Source organism: Pararhizobium sp. IMCC3301, from assembly GCF_030758315.1.
Classification (GTDB): Bacteria; Pseudomonadota; Alphaproteobacteria; order Rhizobiales.
Genome location: NZ_CP132336.1, coordinates 3,836,776 through 3,852,413, shown reverse-complemented (window position 1 = coordinate 3,852,413; position 15,638 = coordinate 3,836,776). Strand labels below are relative to the sequence as shown.

Genomic DNA, 15,638 nt, shown 5'->3' with positions numbered 1-15,638 from the left:
CCTGATCCTAGGTGTTCAGTCCCGTCATGTGGTGGTAATGATCTACCATCAGCTTCCGCTCCAGACGCCTTGTTTTATTCCTGTTAAAGTAGTGCTCGACATCTCATAGGGACTCTCCCCAGGTATCGGAAAGGGTAAAACCCGTCGGAAAAGGGTCTGTCGGATCAAGCCCAATTTGGCTAAAACCAAACAGCCAGCATTGTCCCGTCAAGCGAGATCGAACTGCAGAAAAAGGGCCAATTTGCTCTGTCCCGGTGATAGTCGAACTAAAGCAACTACCAATAATAGACCTGGTCACCAAAGTGTCTCCAATCGCCAAGTGATTTTGCGAAAATTCTCGCGCAATCAGAGCCGCGCTTCCTGTCCCACAGGCAGAGCGGTCTGCGCGGCCCGGTCGCAACGTGGTGCATGTCGTAATGACCCCGTTTTCGGCTTTCTTAATGAACATCGCATATGAGATAGAATTGAGTTCAGGAATCGACGGATGCTGGACGGGAATTTCGACGGCTAAAGCGTTGCGGATTTTTACGCCAGCGGTCGCTAGCGCGCGGGCGTTTTCCGGCACGATATCCAGTCCGATTTCCCCTGCGTCGACGATCGCGTAGAAAACGCCCCCAAAACAGATGTCGAGCGCTATGCTGCCTAGATCCGATACGTCAAGTTGAACGGCTGTGCGTTCAACAAAGGATGGTGGCATGTCGATGCTGACTTGTTCGACCCTGCCATCCCGACATTTCGCAATGGCTGTCACCAGCCCCGCCGCGGTGTCAAAGACGACCTGTGTCTCCGGCTCTGTCATCTTTATTGTGCCCGTTTCCAACAATGCAGTCGTAGCGCACATTGCGTTGGAGCCGGACATGGCATGGGCCGCGTCTGCAAGCAAAACAATCAACCCGACATCCGCATCAGGTCTGGTCGAGGGGACAAGCAGAACAACCCCTCCGGCAGGCCCGCTGCGCGGCTCAAGCGTCAGCAGGCGCCGCAGACTGTCGTCCACGGTGTTGATATGATCCAGTTTGGTCGCCATGGTGGCACCGGGCACATCGAGGACACCAGACATCACAACACGACCGACTTCGCCGCCGCAATGAACATCGACCAATTGTAACGTGCGTTTCCACCGCATGACGCAGCCTTAATGTTGAAGGACTTGATCGAGGAATTTGCGCGCGCGATCCGTCTGCGGCGCGTCAAAAAAGGCCTGTGGTTCGCTTTCTTCCACAATCTCACCTGCATCCATAAAAATTACGCGGTCCGCAACTTTTCGGGCAAAGGCCATCTCATGCGTTACACAAAGCATGGTCATCCCTTCGGTGGCCACTTCGACCATCACATCCAGCACTTCAGAAATCATCTCAGGGTCAAGAGCAGAGGTGGGCTCGTCGAAGAGCATGATTCGAGGTTTCATGCAAAGCGCACGCGCAATCGCGGCTCGTTGTTGCTGCCCGCCAGACAGCTGCGCGGGATACTTATTGGCCTGATCGGGGATATGAACCTTGGCGAGATATTCACGGGCAATCTCTTCGGCCGTGCCGCGATCTGTCTTGTTCACAAGAACAGGAGACAAAATGCAATTCTCCAACACAGTCATGTGGGGAAACAGATTGAAGTTCTGGAACACCATACCTGTGAGCCGCCGCATCGCGTCAATATTGGGCAATTGCGCATTGATTTGTGTTCCGAATATTTCAATGTTGCCGTTCTGATGCTCTTCCAGCTGGTTGACGCATCGGATAAGCGACGATTTACCTGATCCCGAAGGACCGCAGATGACAATCCGCTCCCCTTCACGAACACCGAGGTTAATGTCACGCAGCGCATGATAGCAGCCATAGTATTTATTAAGGTGTTCGATGGAAACCGCGAGTTGACTGTCTATTGGCATGTTTTTACGTCCGATCGCGTTTGCTGAGGCGCGTTTCGAGATACGCGCCATATCGGGACAGGCTGAGTGAGAAAACGAAGAAGATGACGCCGATGAAAATATAGACTTCCTTGGAAGCGATTCCCCATTCGGCCGTGCCAAAGGCGGCACTTCCCGAAGCCAGGACTTCGAAAAATCCAATGATGACGATAAGTGGTGTTTCAAGGAAGATGATGACGATTTGATTGATGGTTGAGGGTAAGGTCACTTTGAACGCCTGCGGGAGAATGATCCGGCTGACCCGGTGCCAGTATCCCAGACCCAGGGCTTTCGCCGCTTCGTCCTGACCAGATGGGAGGCTTAGAATACCGCCGCGCAGAATCTCCGCCTGATAGCAGCTTACATAGAGCGTGAAGCCTGCGATCACCCGAAACAGTTTCTCGCCGATCAGGAAGTCCGGCAAGCCAAAAGGCAATACAACCGCCGCAACGAACAGCACGACCAGCAGCGGAAGCGAGCGAACAAAGTCGATGATCACCTGAACCGAGTGCGAAACCAAAGGCAGGCTCGATTGGCGTAAAAGTACCAGCAGAATCGAGGTGGGCATTGTCAGGATCGTCACGCAGGAGAACACGAAAAACGTCAGGGACAACCCGCCCCACTGGCGGACCGGGATAGACTGAAGGCCGAAAATACCTCCGCTCATCAATATGGTAAACCCGCCAAAGCCCAAGATCCAAAGTGGCGCTATGCGCGAAAACCGCCAGAACACGGGCATGCAGGACAATACCCCTGTCACCAGGATGATCAAACAGGCGACGGACGAACGCCACTGTTGATCGTAGGGGTAAAGTCCGTAGATGATGATGCGCCAGCGCTCTTGGATGACGGCCCAGCACGCCCCTGCCCCTTCGACACGGCAAAGCTGAGAGTCAGGTGAGTTGATGACGCCGCGCAATACCGCCCAGTCGAAAATTCCGTAGAGTGTGCGCAGTACGACCAGGATCAGCAGCACCGAAAGAATGGTCAAGACGGGATGCTTGCGGCTGTAGGAAACGATCCGCGCAAAAAGCCCGTCTTCATTTGGCGGGTTATTCCAAAGAGTTTGGGCAACCTCTGTCATGAACCTACCTTGCCTGTTTGCGGTGTATGCGTGCACCGAAACCATTCAATATCCACACAAGCCCGTTGTTCAGGATCCAGAAGGATGCTGCCAGAATAAGAATAAACTCAATCGTCTGACCTGACTGATTGATCGATGAGACAGACACCGCAAACATGTCTGAAAACCCAACCGCAATACCAAGCGTCGTAGCTTTGATCAGCCAGACGTAAAGATTGGTCATCATGGGTAGAATGTTTTGAACGGTGATGGGCAGCTGGATTCGTGAAAAGATCATCCAGCTGCTCATCCCCAATGCGCGACCAGCTTCGACTTTACCGGGATCGACCGACAGGATGCCGCCGCGCACGATCTCGGCGACATAGGCGGAGCCGTAGATCATCGTCGCAACAAGGATTGTCAACAGCTCCGGCGTGAGGCTCATGCCACCGCGGAAGTTGAAACCTTTGAGCTCCGGAAAAGACAAAAGCCCGGTGTCGGGGATGCGGAACGCGATGCAGTGCAGAGCGATAAGCGCAGCTGCGCCGGCAACGATCTGACCAGCAAACGCCGTTTTGCGGAGCACACTGACAAATGTGAAACGCTTGCCAAAGCCTACCCAGAGAGTGAGGCCGATGGCCACCATGATGATGACGGCAATGGCGACCGTCGCATAGCCCGAAATATTTAGCGCGGGCATATAAACACCGCGAGCGGATATGAACACGCTCTCTCCAAACTGAAACGCTTGCCGGGGCGCTGGGAATGTAGAGAAGAGACCATACCAAGCAAGAACCTGAAGGATCGGGGGAATATTGCGGATCAGATCCACATAGATGAGAGCAGTCATGTTCAGCACAGGATTGCTGGAGATCCTCATTCCTGCCAATCCGACGCCGATGAAGGTTGCGAATGCCATCGCGACATAGCCCACGATGACTGTGTTCAAAAATCCCATAAGCAGCGTATACCAGTACGGATCACTTATTGAGGTCGGCAGAAAGGCAAAGCCCATGTCCCACCCGGTTCCTCGTTCCAGAAACCCGAAGCCCGAAGTGATGCCCTGCTCGCTCAAACTGTTATGCGCAGTCAGGATGAAGCCACCAAAGATCAGAATCAGCACGGATACAAAGGCTGTCTGAAGCAACCTTTTCTTCATGTATCTAGTCAAGGGAAGCCCCTATCAAACGTAGGATCCGGAGGCGCTTTTGCCTCCGGTCCTGGTGCGTCAGTCGATCGTGAATGGGAACAAAACGCCGCCGTTGTTCCATAGGTTGTTGATCCCTCGGGGAAGTTTGTAGGGAGAGTTTTCGCCCAAATTCCGATCATAGATTTCAGCGTAATTGCCGACTTGCTTGATCATGTTGTAGCCCCAGTCATTGGACAGGCCCAAACGATCGCCAAGGCCCGGGTCAACGCCCAGCATACGCGCAATCTGCGGATTGGGCGGATCAGCGCGCATGTCATCAACATTTTCAGACGACACGCCGTAATACTCAGCCGCAAGCAAAACGGTCAGCATCCAGTTGGCGGTGTCGACCATCCGGTCTTCACCCTGACGCAGCGCAATGGACTGAGGCCCCATATTAACCAGTTCAGGCAGGATCATATTCGCGTCGAGGCCGCCTTCGGCATCTGTCAGAAATACAGCCAGATTTGGCCCCCAGCCGATGAAGGCATCGCAGCGGTTGGCGTCAAATGCGGCCTGTGCTTCTTCCTGCTTTTCATACTGGACCAGGTTGTATTTCAGACCCAGACCCTCAAGATAGTTGGCCGCATGACGGACCGTCGATGTGCCTGCTTCGCCGCAGATAGTTGCGCCTTCAAGCTCCTTTGCAGACGTGATGCCAAGGTTGCGCTTTGCCGCAAACTGCGTCCCGCCCAGGAAATATGGCCGCGAGTACTGCAAGTTCAACTCCAAGTCACGCGACATTGTCCATTCCGTCAGCTTGATAATAACATCAATGTCCCCAGACTGAAGCGCCGGAAAACGCTGTGCCCAGCTGAGGGGAATGAACTCGACCGCGTCTTTGTCGCCAAGAATCTGAGCAGCCATGGCATGACACAGATCGATGTCGAGGCCACGCCACACGCCCTTGTCATCAACTTCCGCAAAACCGCGATAAGACCCGTTATGGCTCGGGCAGAGCAGTTTGCCGCGCTCAACGATGGTAGCGACGGTCGGAGCCGGGTCAGCACCCTGGGCAAGTCCCGACCCCGATGCAGCAATGCAAAACGCAACGGCAGCGCCAACATTCTTCATGTAAGTCTTCATCACTTAGTCTCTCCTGATTGGTTTTTGATTGACTGTTGGTTTTGGTGTTTCATCGGACTGCCCGCTTGTGCAGGTTGAAAACAAGGCGTGCTGCGGCTAAGTCTTCGCACGCGATACCTACGGATTTGAAAATTGTGGTTGCTGCGCGGTCAACCTGCTTGCGGCCGCCTAAGACCTCTCCGGCTTCGGCAAAGATGGACGCCCCTGAAAGTATCACGTCACCCGCCTCTTTCTGCGCTGCTTCGTATGAATCCACGATTACGGTTTCCGCCATCACCGCATCATCCAGCTCACGCCAGTCCGGACGGGGTGATCCTACCGAGTTGACATGGGCACCGGGTTTAAGCCATGCGCCTTGCAAAACCGGAGTGCGGGCGCTTGTCGCACATACGACAATGTCGGCTCCATCTACTGCATCAGCAGCCGACATCGCGCGCGCGCCGTGGGTTTCGGCAAATCGTTCAGCGTTAGAAGCTGTCTGGCTCCAGACCCGCACATCTTCGATCGGGAAAATCTCACGCAATGCGTACAGATGCGCTTTTGCCTGTACGCCGCTGCCGATCAGAGCCAGTGACCGGCTCTGCGGCGCCGCGAGCACCTGTGTCACTGCCGCTGAAGTTGCGGCAGTGCGCATTTCAGTAATCAACCGCCCGTCCAGAAACGCTAGCGGCGTGCCAAATTCCGGATCAAAGAGCGCAATGGATGCAAGATGCGTATGGCGGTCAAATTGCGCATTTTTTGGATAGAAACACACCAGCTTCGCACCCATCGCATCAGGCGTCACAGCGGGCATAATTCCCAGGTAGCGTTCCTGTTCTTCAACGACGAGCATCTGACGCACCGGTTGCAGGATCGACCCGGCGGAAAAGGCAATCAATGTCTCACGCATCAGCGGAATAAGCTGCGCATAAGTCAAAATGGAAGCCACATCCTGTTCAGAAAGGACCGGAACACTGGACGCCACAGATTCCCCATTCTCCAAAGTGCTATCTCCTTTAGCCTGCAATCGCGTCAACTCTAGCAGAGACAAGCCGTTTGTGTCAATATGCAGCATTTGTGTACTGATATACAGAACAACCAGCGTAGATGCGGTTCAATTCGCAATCTCGGCCCATCCAGCAAAGCATCGGTGCTAATGATCTCAACTTGCAGCACTTCCCGCTTGCAGGCCCTGGCAGCACGCGGCTGTCAAAAATAGCATTCATTTCTGCAAAACCGGCTCTGTCAAACGGCCGGATTTGCGCCGTGAGCATGTATTTTTATCCTGTCCCGCCTCGCTCGGCAGCGCGTCAAGGCGGGCCGGACATCGACCGTCTGCCCGGCTCACGCTGCCGACAATGTCAATCCGGCCACACAGGGATACAAGCCCTTTGTGCCAGACGAATTTTCTCGTCGCGTCTGTCTTATGCGTGTGATCAATCCTGATGTATTCCAATCAAGTCACGCCGCTCCAGCGCCTCGGATATTTCTGTCAGGATGACGGGGTCATCAATCGCGGCCGGAATTTTGAAGTTTGCACCATCGGCAATTTTCTGCATGGTGCTGCGCAATATCTTGCCCGACCGCGTTTTGGGCAGTCTCTTTACCGAAACTGCCGTCTTGAAGGCGGCAACGGCACCTATCTTGGCGCGCACGAGCCTCACAAGTTCGGCTTCTATGTCGTCCGGCTCACGGTTCGCCCCATCGTTTGTCACGTAGAACCCAAGCGGCAACTGCCCTTTCAATGGATCTGCCATGCCGACAACAGCACATTCGGCAATGTCGGGATGACCGGCGATAACCTCTTCCATCGCGCCCGTGGACAGCCGGTGGCCGGCGACGTTGATGATGTCATCAGTGCGTGCCATGATGAAGACATAGCCTTCTTCATCAATGATACCGGCATCAGACGTCGCGTAGTACCCCGGAAACTCTTCCATATAGGAACTGCGATACCGCACTTCGGCGTTCCAGAGTGTGGGAAAGCCGGAGGGAGGCAAGGGCAGTTTGCATACGATATTCCCCAGGGTACCCGGCGGCACAGGGTTGCCTTTATCGTCCAGAACACTGATTTCATAGCCCGGCATCGGTTTGCCAGGTGATCCCAGTTTGATCGGGAACGCACCAAGTCCGACAGGATTGCCCGACATGGCCCAGCCTGTCTCGGTCTGCCACCAATGGTCGATCACTGGGCGATCCAGCTTGTCCTGTGCCCATTCGATCGTCGCAGGATCAGACCGTTCACCAGCAAGAAAGAGGGTACGGAAACCGGATAGGTCATATTGACCCAGAAGCGCGCCCTTGGGGTCTTCCTTTTTTATCGCACGGAACGCCGTCGGCGCAGTGAACATCGCGACGACCTTGTGGTCTTGTATTACACGCCAAAAGGCGCCCGCGTCCGGTGTGCCGACAGGCTTGCCCTCATAAACCACAGTGGCGGCGCCGTGCAGCAAGGGCCCGTAGCAGATGTAGGAATGGCCAACCACCCAACCCACATCTGACGCAGCCCAAAATACCTCTCCCGGCTGGATGCCGTAGTGATGCTGCATGGTCCATTTGAGCGCGACCATGTGCCCGCCATTGTCGCGCACAACGCCCTTGGGCTGGCCGGTCGTACCGGATGTATAAAGTATATAGAGTGGATCGGTTGCCTCCACGGCCACGCATTCCGTTCCATCACCCGCAGACAGGGCCGTAGCAACGACCTGCTCATAATCGATATCGCGCCCTTCGGTAAGATCAGCGGTAAGCATGTCGCGTTGCAGTATCACGCAGGTCTGAGGCTTGTTTTGTGACAGCTCGATGGCTTCGTCCAGCAGCGGCTTGTAGGCAATCACCCGCCCGGGTTCAATCCCACAAGAGGTGGAAATGATCGCTTTGGGGGCCGCGTCGTCGATCCGGGTTGCTAATTCCTGCGCCGCAAACCCGCCAAAGACAACCGAATGGATCGCCCCCAGACGGGCGGAGGCCAGCATCGCAAAAACGGCCTGTGGGACCATGGGCATATAAATCACGACCCGATCCCCTTTCCCGACACCCCGCGCGCGCAACACATATGCCAGCGCGCTCACCTGATCCTGAAGCTCGGCATATGTGAAACTTTGTACCGCGCCCGTGACAGGGCTGTCATAGATCAAGGCAGTGCGGCCGCCGTGCCCAGCCTTCACATGGCGGTCGACACAGTTGTAACAGGTGTTACAGGTGGCCCCGTCAAACCAACGGCCATAGGCCCCCCTGTCCGCGTTGAAGATATGACGCGGCGGCGAAAACCAGTCAATTTCTGCGCTCGCCTCGGCCCAGAACCCAACAGGGTCTGCCTGCCATGCCGAATATACTGCGTCATAGCCAGACATCAATTCCATCCTAGCACGTGTAGTTCAGGCCAAGGCGGCCACCATCGACATAGATCGTCTCGCCTGTGACGTAGCTCGCCTTCTTCGAGCACAGGAACGCAACGACATCGCCGATCTCGCGCGCGGTCCCCATGCGCTGCAACGGCGTACGCGACATAGCCATCTTCATCGCATCAGGATTCGCATTCACACCTGCCATCATCTCAGTGTCGATAGATCCTGGCCCAACGGCGTTCACGCGAATGTTGTTCCTGGCCAGCGCCAGTGCTGCAACCTTGGTCAGTTGCATGACGCCCCCCTTGGACGCGCAATAGGCCGGAATGGCCGGGATTGCGACCTGCGCATTGATAGAGGACATGTTCACAATAGCCCCATCGATACCTGCGGCTACCATTGCTTGCGCGGCACGTTGCATTGCAATGAAAACACCGCGCAGGTTGACGTTGATCACCTTCTCAAAGGCAGCAAGATTATAACTCAGGAAATCACCGGGCATGGCGATACCCGCATTGTTGACAAGCGCATGGACCGGACCGTGAGCCGCTTCTATCTGGTCAAACATCGCCGAAATGGCACCAACGTTTTCCATGTCACAGACAATACCTGCCACAGCGCCGAGTGCCTCTGCCGCCGCCGCGACGCCTTCGGCATTGATATCGGCCAAGATCATGTCGTAGCCGTCTTCCATCAGAGCCTCAGCGCAGGCGTATCCGATTCCCTGAGCGCCGCCGGTCACCAATGCGATGGGTTTACCTGTCATAGCTTATCCTTCATATCCGTATTCTGTCTTGGCTTGTTCGGGCGTGATCAGCCCTGCTCTAAGATCGTCGGCTATCTTGGTTTTGTCACGCTCAGACGGTGTGCCGTAGCCGCCGCCTCCGGGCAGGCTTAGCTTCAGACGCTCACCTGCCTTCACCAGTTGTCTACCCTTGCTGTGCAGCCGCCTACCATCGGCCAGTTCGACGCGCCCTGCTGCACCTGCGCTGCCGCCTTCGCGTCCACGCGCGGCGTTTTCTACGCGATCGAACATGGCGTTGAAGAAAAAGTCGTATCCCTCGCGTGGCTCAATCTCGATGATCTGGCCTAGTCCGCCCCGAAACGCTCCTGCACCGCCAGAGCCGTCGCGCAGATCCTTACGCCATACGGTAACCGGGCCGACATGCTCGGTCGCCTCAACGCTCATTGTTGACACGCCGGAAGGGAATGCCGTGGCTGAGAGGCCGTCCAAACCAGGGCGCGCGCCTGTGCCGCCGGAGTTGAACATCAACACTTCCGCGTTGCGCAATCCGGTGTCAGGATCGCTGGGCCGCGCTGAAATCTGGATATTCCAAAGTGCGCTGGCCCCTTCGGCCGGTACCGTATGGGGTAGTGCCTGATGGAGCGCCCCGAGCACAACGTCCGGCACCAAATGCCCAAGCACATGGCGCACGGACACTGGAGCTGGGCGTTTGGCCGCCAGGATGCAGCCTTCCGGAGCGGTAATATCGAACGGCTCCAGAGAGCCTGTGTTGTTTGGCACGTCGGGCGCAATTGCACACTTTAGACCGTAGCAGGCGTAAGCGCGGGTATAGACCTCTGGAACATTGACACCAAAGCGGCTCATCCCTGATGTGCCGGTAAAATCAGCTTTGATCTTGTCGCCCGCGACGTCCAGTTGAACCACCATCTGCACCGGCGCTTCATAACCGTCCACCTGCATCGTATGCTGAAAGGTCCCATCCGGAACTTTCGCGATAGCAGCATGGGTCGCCTTCCGGCTGGTCTCGATCACGAAGTCGGAGAGGCTTTCAAGATCGGCAATGCCGAACTCGCCCATCATGGTCTGCAAACGCCGGTCCCCCGCCTCGTTACAGGCAGCCAGCGAATACATGTCCCCCACGACCTGATCCGGCTCGCGCACATTGGCGCGCACGATGCGGATTAAACCCTGCGAGACATCTCCTCGCACGGCAAATTTCATGATCGGAATCAACAGGCCTTCTTCGAAGACCTCCTTTCCATCCGGTCCAAAACCGCGTCCACCGATGTCAACGACATGGGCGGTACTGGCAAAAAAGCCGATGTGCTGACTATCGCGGAAGGTTGGCGAGACTACAGTGATGTCATGCAAATGCCCGGTGCCAAGCCAAGGGTCATTGGTGATAAAAACATCGCCTTCATTTATGTTTTGCACGCCAATTTCACGCACAAAATGAGTGACGCTTTCCGCCATCGCGTTGACATGCCCCGGCGTGCCGGTAACCGCCTGTGCCATCATCCTGCCTTGGCGGTCGAAAAGCCCTGCCGACAGATCGCCAGCCTCGCGGACGGATGTGGAGAAAGCGGTTCGGATTAGCGTTGTTGCCTGCTCCTCGACCACCGCAATCAAGCGGTTCCACATGATTTGATAGTCAATCGCGGTTGGGCTCATCATGCGTCGTCCTTTCGGCGCAGAAGTAAACTTCCGTCGCCCTGTCCCACGGCAAAAAAAGCGGAGGTGACAATTGTGGTGGTTTCATCTTCGACTATCACGGCAGGTCCTTGCACGCTCCGGCCTGAAGATAGCGCGCTGCGCAGGACTTCGTGTGCATCTACGGTCTTGCGCAGAGCGGCGTCATAGAATTGCCGGACCCGTTCGGCCGGCGCTGAAGTACCGCTGCTGTGCCGGATTGCCCGCACCACTTCTGGCAGAACCGAGGCCACGACCAGAGACCAGTTGGTGATTTCTATCGACAAGCCGTCAATGGTGCGCCCAAAGAGCGTCTCATAGGCGGCTTCGAATGCCGCCAAAATGTCGCCGGAATCCGCATCGACAAAGGGTTTGAAGGGCAGCGCCACGGGTATTTCCCAGCCCTGTCCCGCGTAACGCATAAAAGCGGTGAGCCGGGTGTGTGTCTCTGCATCGCTCGCACCAGCTCTGACAAACGCCTGTGCCTCGCCCTCCAGTTCCTTCAAAGCGGTGTTGACGGCCGGCGCGTCGAAGGCGTCGAGGCGCTGAAACAACCCTCGTGTCGCCTCATAGCTGAACGGTGCTTTGAGGAAGCCGATTGCGGAGCCGACTCCGGCCCCGGGCGGAATGAGAAGTTCTTTTATGCCAAGCTTTTCGCACAGGCGGCAAGCATGAAGCGGCGCGCCCCCGCCGAAGCCGATCATGGTGAAATGTTCGATGTCGCGGCCATTTTCCACTGTGTGAACACGTGCGGCATTGGCCATGTTCTCATCGACCATCTCTGTAACGCCGAAGGCCGCGTCACTGGTCTGCATGCCCAGAGCGTTCGCCAGCTTCGATGTCATCGCAGCCTCGGCGGCCTCCACGGATAACGGGATCGCCCCCCCTGCAAAGTCGTCGGGATCCAAACGACCCAGCAGCAGGTTTGCATCCGTGACTGTCGGTTCTTCTCCGCCGCGGCCATAACAGGCCGGACCAGGCTCTGAGGCTGCAGAACGCGGACCAACCTGAATACGGCCAAGCCCATCGATCGATGCGATGGAGCCTCCGCCAGCGCCAATCTCGACCATTTCGACCACCGGAGTCGAAACGGTCATGCCGGAGCCTTTCTTGAAACGATAGGTCCGGGCGACCTCAAACGTGTTCGCAGTCTTGGGTGCACCGTTTTCGATAAGGCAAATCTTGGCCGTGGTCCCGCCCATGTCAAAGGACAGGACCTTGTCCAGATCATGTGCACGGGCAAAATCAGCGGCGAAAATTGCACCGCCTGCGGGGCCGGATTCCAGCAAACGCACAGGTTGCTCCGCCGCTGTTTCGACCGAAATCAGACCGCCTGCGGAATGCAGCATAAAGACTGGCGCGCCGATATCCGCATCGCGCAGGCGCGCCACAAGATGTCCCAGATATTCGGCCACCTGAGGCTGCACATAGGCATTGGCGATGACTGTATTGAAACGCGGCAGCTCGCGCATCTGCGGCGATATCACCGACGACAGGGAGATCGACATGTCCGGTTGCGCCACCCGAAGCGCCTTGGCCATCAGAACCTCATGCGCGTCATTGGCATATGAGTGAATCAAGCCAATCGCGACTGCGTCATAATCGCCTGCCAGGACGGTCGCGACCATCGCATCCACCTCTGCCGAATCCAGCGGCAACAGAACCTCTCCCTTGGGTCCCATGCGCTCGTTCAGCGTCAGTCGGTCCTCACGCGGCACCATCGGTTTGGGCAAGGACAGGTTCAGATCATACTGCTCGAACCGGTTCTCCGAACGCATCTCGATGACATCGCGAAACCCTTCGGTGGTGATGAACGCCAGCTTCGCGCCGCGCCGTTCGATCAGCGCATTTGTCACAAGGGTAGTTCCGTGGATCACCTGGCTGATCTGATTCAGAGAAACGCCCGCTTGCTGAGCTGCTTTGGCCATCCCATCCAGGATCGCCTGCTCAGGATGCGTGTAATTGGTCAGCACCTTGCAGGTGGACAGCCCGCCAGCATGTGCCAGCGCCACATCGGTAAAGGTGCCGCCTATGTCGACGCCAACGCGATTCATGAATGATGTCATAAGCTTTTGAATATCTGATTTGCCGTAAAGGCGGTTTGGTACACTTTGGAAAAGATGGGCGCCGAGGGCACAGTGGACATTTTCGTCATCGGCAAAGGCAGGTCGGCACGGTCCGTACCCGTCAACAGGCCGGCCATGGTTTCGCCAAACATGGTGCCGGTGGTGATCCCTCGACCGTTGTAGCCAATGGGTGTGAACAAGTTGGTATCGAGTTCGTAAATACGCGGCAGATGGTCGGGAGTGAGGGCAATCTGACCGTGCCACGCATCTTCAAATTCCACCGGGCCCAGTGTTGAGAAAATGCGCGCGATCTGCTTTTTGGCCCAGCGCTGCGACAGACCGCGATCCACTCTTCCGACAACCTTGCCCATGGAGCCAATCAAAAGGCGGTCAAATGCATCGCGGCGAATATTGAACATGATCGGTCCTGTATCCCACACGCCTTGCTTTCCAGGTAAGATGTGAGCCGCTTCCGGCCCGAGCGGCTGTGTCGCCAACTGGAAATAGTGGATCATCGTAAAGATGCGTTTGAGGTCCGGCCAAAGGTCATCAGTGTAGGCATTGGTCCCCAGGACAACTGCCTTGGCCGTCAAGGTTCCGTGATCGGTTTCAACTTTCCAAATCCCGCCATCCTTGCGCAGCTTCGTGGCACGCACTCCGGTGCTGATTTTGGCGCCGGCCGCAAGTGCTGCGCGCGCCAGGCCACGGCAGTAGCCCATTGGATTTATTGTGCCTGCACGGTTATCTAGAAGACCGCCGTGAAAGACATCCGTGCCAATCAGCTCGGTCACCTGCGCGCGCGTAAGCAGATCAACCGGTTCACCCAAGCGCTGCCATTCCGCATGACGCCCTTCCAGATCGCGGAATCCGCTCGGTGCATGAGCCGCATGAATAGTGCCTGATCGCGTTACTTCGCAGCGTATCTGATGCTTTTCAATCAGGGAGAATACGTATTGGGGACCATTGCCGAACTTCTTGATGAAGCGAGGCCCATAAGTCGCGCCAAGTTGTTCGCGCACCTTTTGAGGTGGCAGCCAGAGCGCGGCATTCACCAGTCCGCAGTTGCGGCCCGATCCACCGAACCCGATTTGCTCACCCTCGATTACATGCGCGGAAAGACCTTTTTCCGCGCAATGCAACGCGGTGGACAGCCCCGTGAACCCCCCACCTATGATGGCAACATCCACGGTCGCGTCGCCGGTCATCGGAGCCTGATAATCAGGCTCCCTGGCCGAAGTATCCCAAAGCGAAATAGCATCCTGCCTTGTCACAATTCCAATCTCCACGGGTCAGATCTGATGGTCCGAAGCTGTGGTTTAAGGTTGCCCTACCTTGCCGACTGTGTCAATATACGAAATTCATGTTCTGTATGACAGCACGAGATAGCACTATGACACCACTGAAACTCTCATCCAAGAAAATGGTCGCAGATGCACGCGCCCGCATAGAAGAAATTGAATCGACTGATCTAATCACCATGCTGGACAATCCCGATGTGGTCGTCGTCGATATCCGTGATGTTCGGGAACGCCAGCGCAACGGCTACATACCTGGCAGCTTTCATGCGCCGCGAGGCATGATCGAATTCTGGGTCGATCCGGACAGCCCCTACTTCAAGGCTATTTTTGGGGAAAACAAAAAATTTGTGTTCCACTGCGCATCGGGCTGGCGATCGGCGATCACAACAGCAACGCTTCAGGACATGGGCTTCGACGCAGCGCACCTCAAAGAAGGATTTTCCACGTGGGAAAAGCACGGCGGTCCGATAGAGTTTCCAGACAGGAAAACCTAAACGCGCTCTCAGCGCTGGCTGAGCTTTTCAGATACGTTTCGGGCGGCGTGGGAAATCAGTGCGCCAATTCGCTCGACCCCATTTTCGGGAAGACTGATATCCGGCAGCGACACGCCCAATGCACCGACACCTTCGCCCCCCGGCAACTTGATGGCTGCGCCGAAACTCAGAATTCGGTCGCGGAATTCACCGGTATCGAAGGCGTATCCACGTTCTATCGTCGCTGCAATGTCCGCATCCAGCGCCGTGATCGTGGTCAATGTACGCGCAGTGTGGCGGACCAATGAATTTTTGATCTGATCGCGCAACCGCCCGTAATCTGCAGCAAGAATTGCCTTGCCCGTTCCAACACAGTGCAACGGCGCAGTGCCGCCGACGGGGTTCCACGAGCGGATCGGCTTTTGGCTGTCAATTTTGTCGATATATACAACTGACAGATTTTCCTGCACGGCCAGATAAATCGCTTCACCTGTCTCTCTGGATAAAAACGCGAGCTCGGGTGCCGCGATGTCGCGCAAATTAAGATTCTCAACAGTAGCTCTGCCCACCCGCCACGTCTTGAGCGTCGCCGCATAGGACTTGTCTTGCAGACGTTTCACATATCCCAGTGTGGTCAGCGACTGGAGCAGGCGAAAGGTATTCGACTTCGTCAGGCCCAATTCTTTTGACAACTCAGTAACGCCTTTGGCTTTTTGTGAGTTTGAAAGGTTCTCAAGGATCAACAGGCCCTTGGACAGGGTCGAATCTACTTTCGGTTCGATTGTCGCACCATCTGCCAT

General features: G+C 56.1%; 13 protein-coding genes. 1 reads left to right on the top strand and 12 read right to left on the bottom strand.

All coding sequences use genetic code 11. The annotated features are described in order from the left end of the window. Positions 1 to 103: 103 nt before the first annotated feature. The 11 genes from RAL88_RS18505 to RAL88_RS18455 form a co-directional block, all read right to left on the bottom strand. Positions 104 to 1,126 carry a proline racemase family protein gene (locus RAL88_RS18505; RefSeq protein WP_306265484.1) on the bottom strand — a complete coding sequence of 341 codons (1,023 nt, stop codon included), beginning with the start codon at positions 1,124 to 1,126 and terminating at the stop codon, positions 104 to 106. Between the two features lie 9 nt (positions 1,127 to 1,135). Continuing rightward, positions 1,136 to 1,885, bottom strand: coding sequence for an amino acid ABC transporter ATP-binding protein (locus tag RAL88_RS18500; RefSeq protein WP_306265482.1), 750 nt, complete (start codon positions 1,883 to 1,885; stop codon positions 1,136 to 1,138). A gap of 4 nt (positions 1,886 to 1,889) precedes the next feature. Further along, complete coding sequence (locus RAL88_RS18495; RefSeq protein ID WP_306265481.1) at positions 1,890 to 3,032, bottom strand: amino acid ABC transporter permease; 1,143 nt, start codon at positions 3,030 to 3,032, stop codon at positions 1,890 to 1,892. Continuing rightward, positions 2,992 to 4,089 carry an ABC transporter permease subunit gene (locus RAL88_RS18490; RefSeq protein WP_306265480.1) on the bottom strand — a complete coding sequence of 366 codons (1,098 nt, stop codon included), beginning with the start codon at positions 4,087 to 4,089 and terminating at the stop codon, positions 2,992 to 2,994. The genes RAL88_RS18495 and RAL88_RS18490 overlap by 41 nt, the downstream gene beginning before the upstream one ends. Before the next feature lie 105 nt (positions 4,090 to 4,194). Continuing rightward, positions 4,195 to 5,241, bottom strand: coding sequence for a transporter substrate-binding domain-containing protein (locus tag RAL88_RS18485; RefSeq protein WP_306269753.1), 1,047 nt, complete (start codon positions 5,239 to 5,241; stop codon positions 4,195 to 4,197). Between the two features lie 49 nt (positions 5,242 to 5,290). Further along, positions 5,291 to 6,205: an ornithine cyclodeaminase family protein gene (locus tag RAL88_RS18480; RefSeq protein WP_306265479.1), complete on the bottom strand. Its 915-nt coding sequence runs from the start codon at positions 6,203 to 6,205 to the stop codon at positions 5,291 to 5,293. Positions 6,206 to 6,656: 451 nt separating this feature from the next. Next, positions 6,657 to 8,576 (bottom strand): propionyl-CoA synthetase, encoded by a 1,920-nt coding sequence (locus RAL88_RS18475; protein WP_371932194.1) that lies wholly within the window; start codon positions 8,574 to 8,576, stop codon positions 6,657 to 6,659. Between the two features lie 7 nt (positions 8,577 to 8,583). Next, on the bottom strand, positions 8,584 to 9,333 hold the full coding sequence (locus RAL88_RS18470) for an SDR family NAD(P)-dependent oxidoreductase (protein ID WP_306265475.1): 750 nt from the start codon (positions 9,331 to 9,333) through the stop codon (positions 8,584 to 8,586). 3 nt (positions 9,334 to 9,336) lie between these two features. Beyond that, positions 9,337 to 10,983 (bottom strand): hydantoinase B/oxoprolinase family protein, encoded by a 1,647-nt coding sequence (locus RAL88_RS18465; RefSeq protein ID WP_306265473.1) that lies wholly within the window; start codon positions 10,981 to 10,983, stop codon positions 9,337 to 9,339. After that, positions 10,983 to 13,055, bottom strand: a complete 2,073-nt coding sequence (locus tag RAL88_RS18460; protein ID WP_371932114.1) for a hydantoinase/oxoprolinase family protein — start codon at positions 13,053 to 13,055, stop codon at positions 10,983 to 10,985. Before RAL88_RS18460 ends, RAL88_RS18465 begins: the two co-directional genes overlap by 1 nt. Positions 13,056 to 13,063: 8 nt before the next feature. Then, complete coding sequence (locus RAL88_RS18455; RefSeq protein ID WP_306265470.1) at positions 13,064 to 14,272, bottom strand: FAD-binding oxidoreductase; 1,209 nt, start codon at positions 14,270 to 14,272, stop codon at positions 13,064 to 13,066. A gap of 185 nt (positions 14,273 to 14,457) precedes the next feature. Between RAL88_RS18455 and RAL88_RS18450 the strand changes: the two genes are divergently transcribed. After that, the gene (locus RAL88_RS18450; protein ID WP_306265469.1) at positions 14,458 to 14,859 is read left to right on the top strand and encodes a rhodanese-like domain-containing protein; all 402 of its coding nucleotides are present in this window, start codon (positions 14,458 to 14,460) and stop codon (positions 14,857 to 14,859) included. Positions 14,860 to 14,867: 8 nt separating this feature from the next. On the opposite strand, the gene RAL88_RS18445 is transcribed toward RAL88_RS18450, so the two are convergent. Then, positions 14,868 to 15,638 (bottom strand): IclR family transcriptional regulator, encoded by a 771-nt coding sequence (locus RAL88_RS18445; RefSeq protein ID WP_306265468.1) that lies wholly within the window; start codon positions 15,636 to 15,638, stop codon positions 14,868 to 14,870.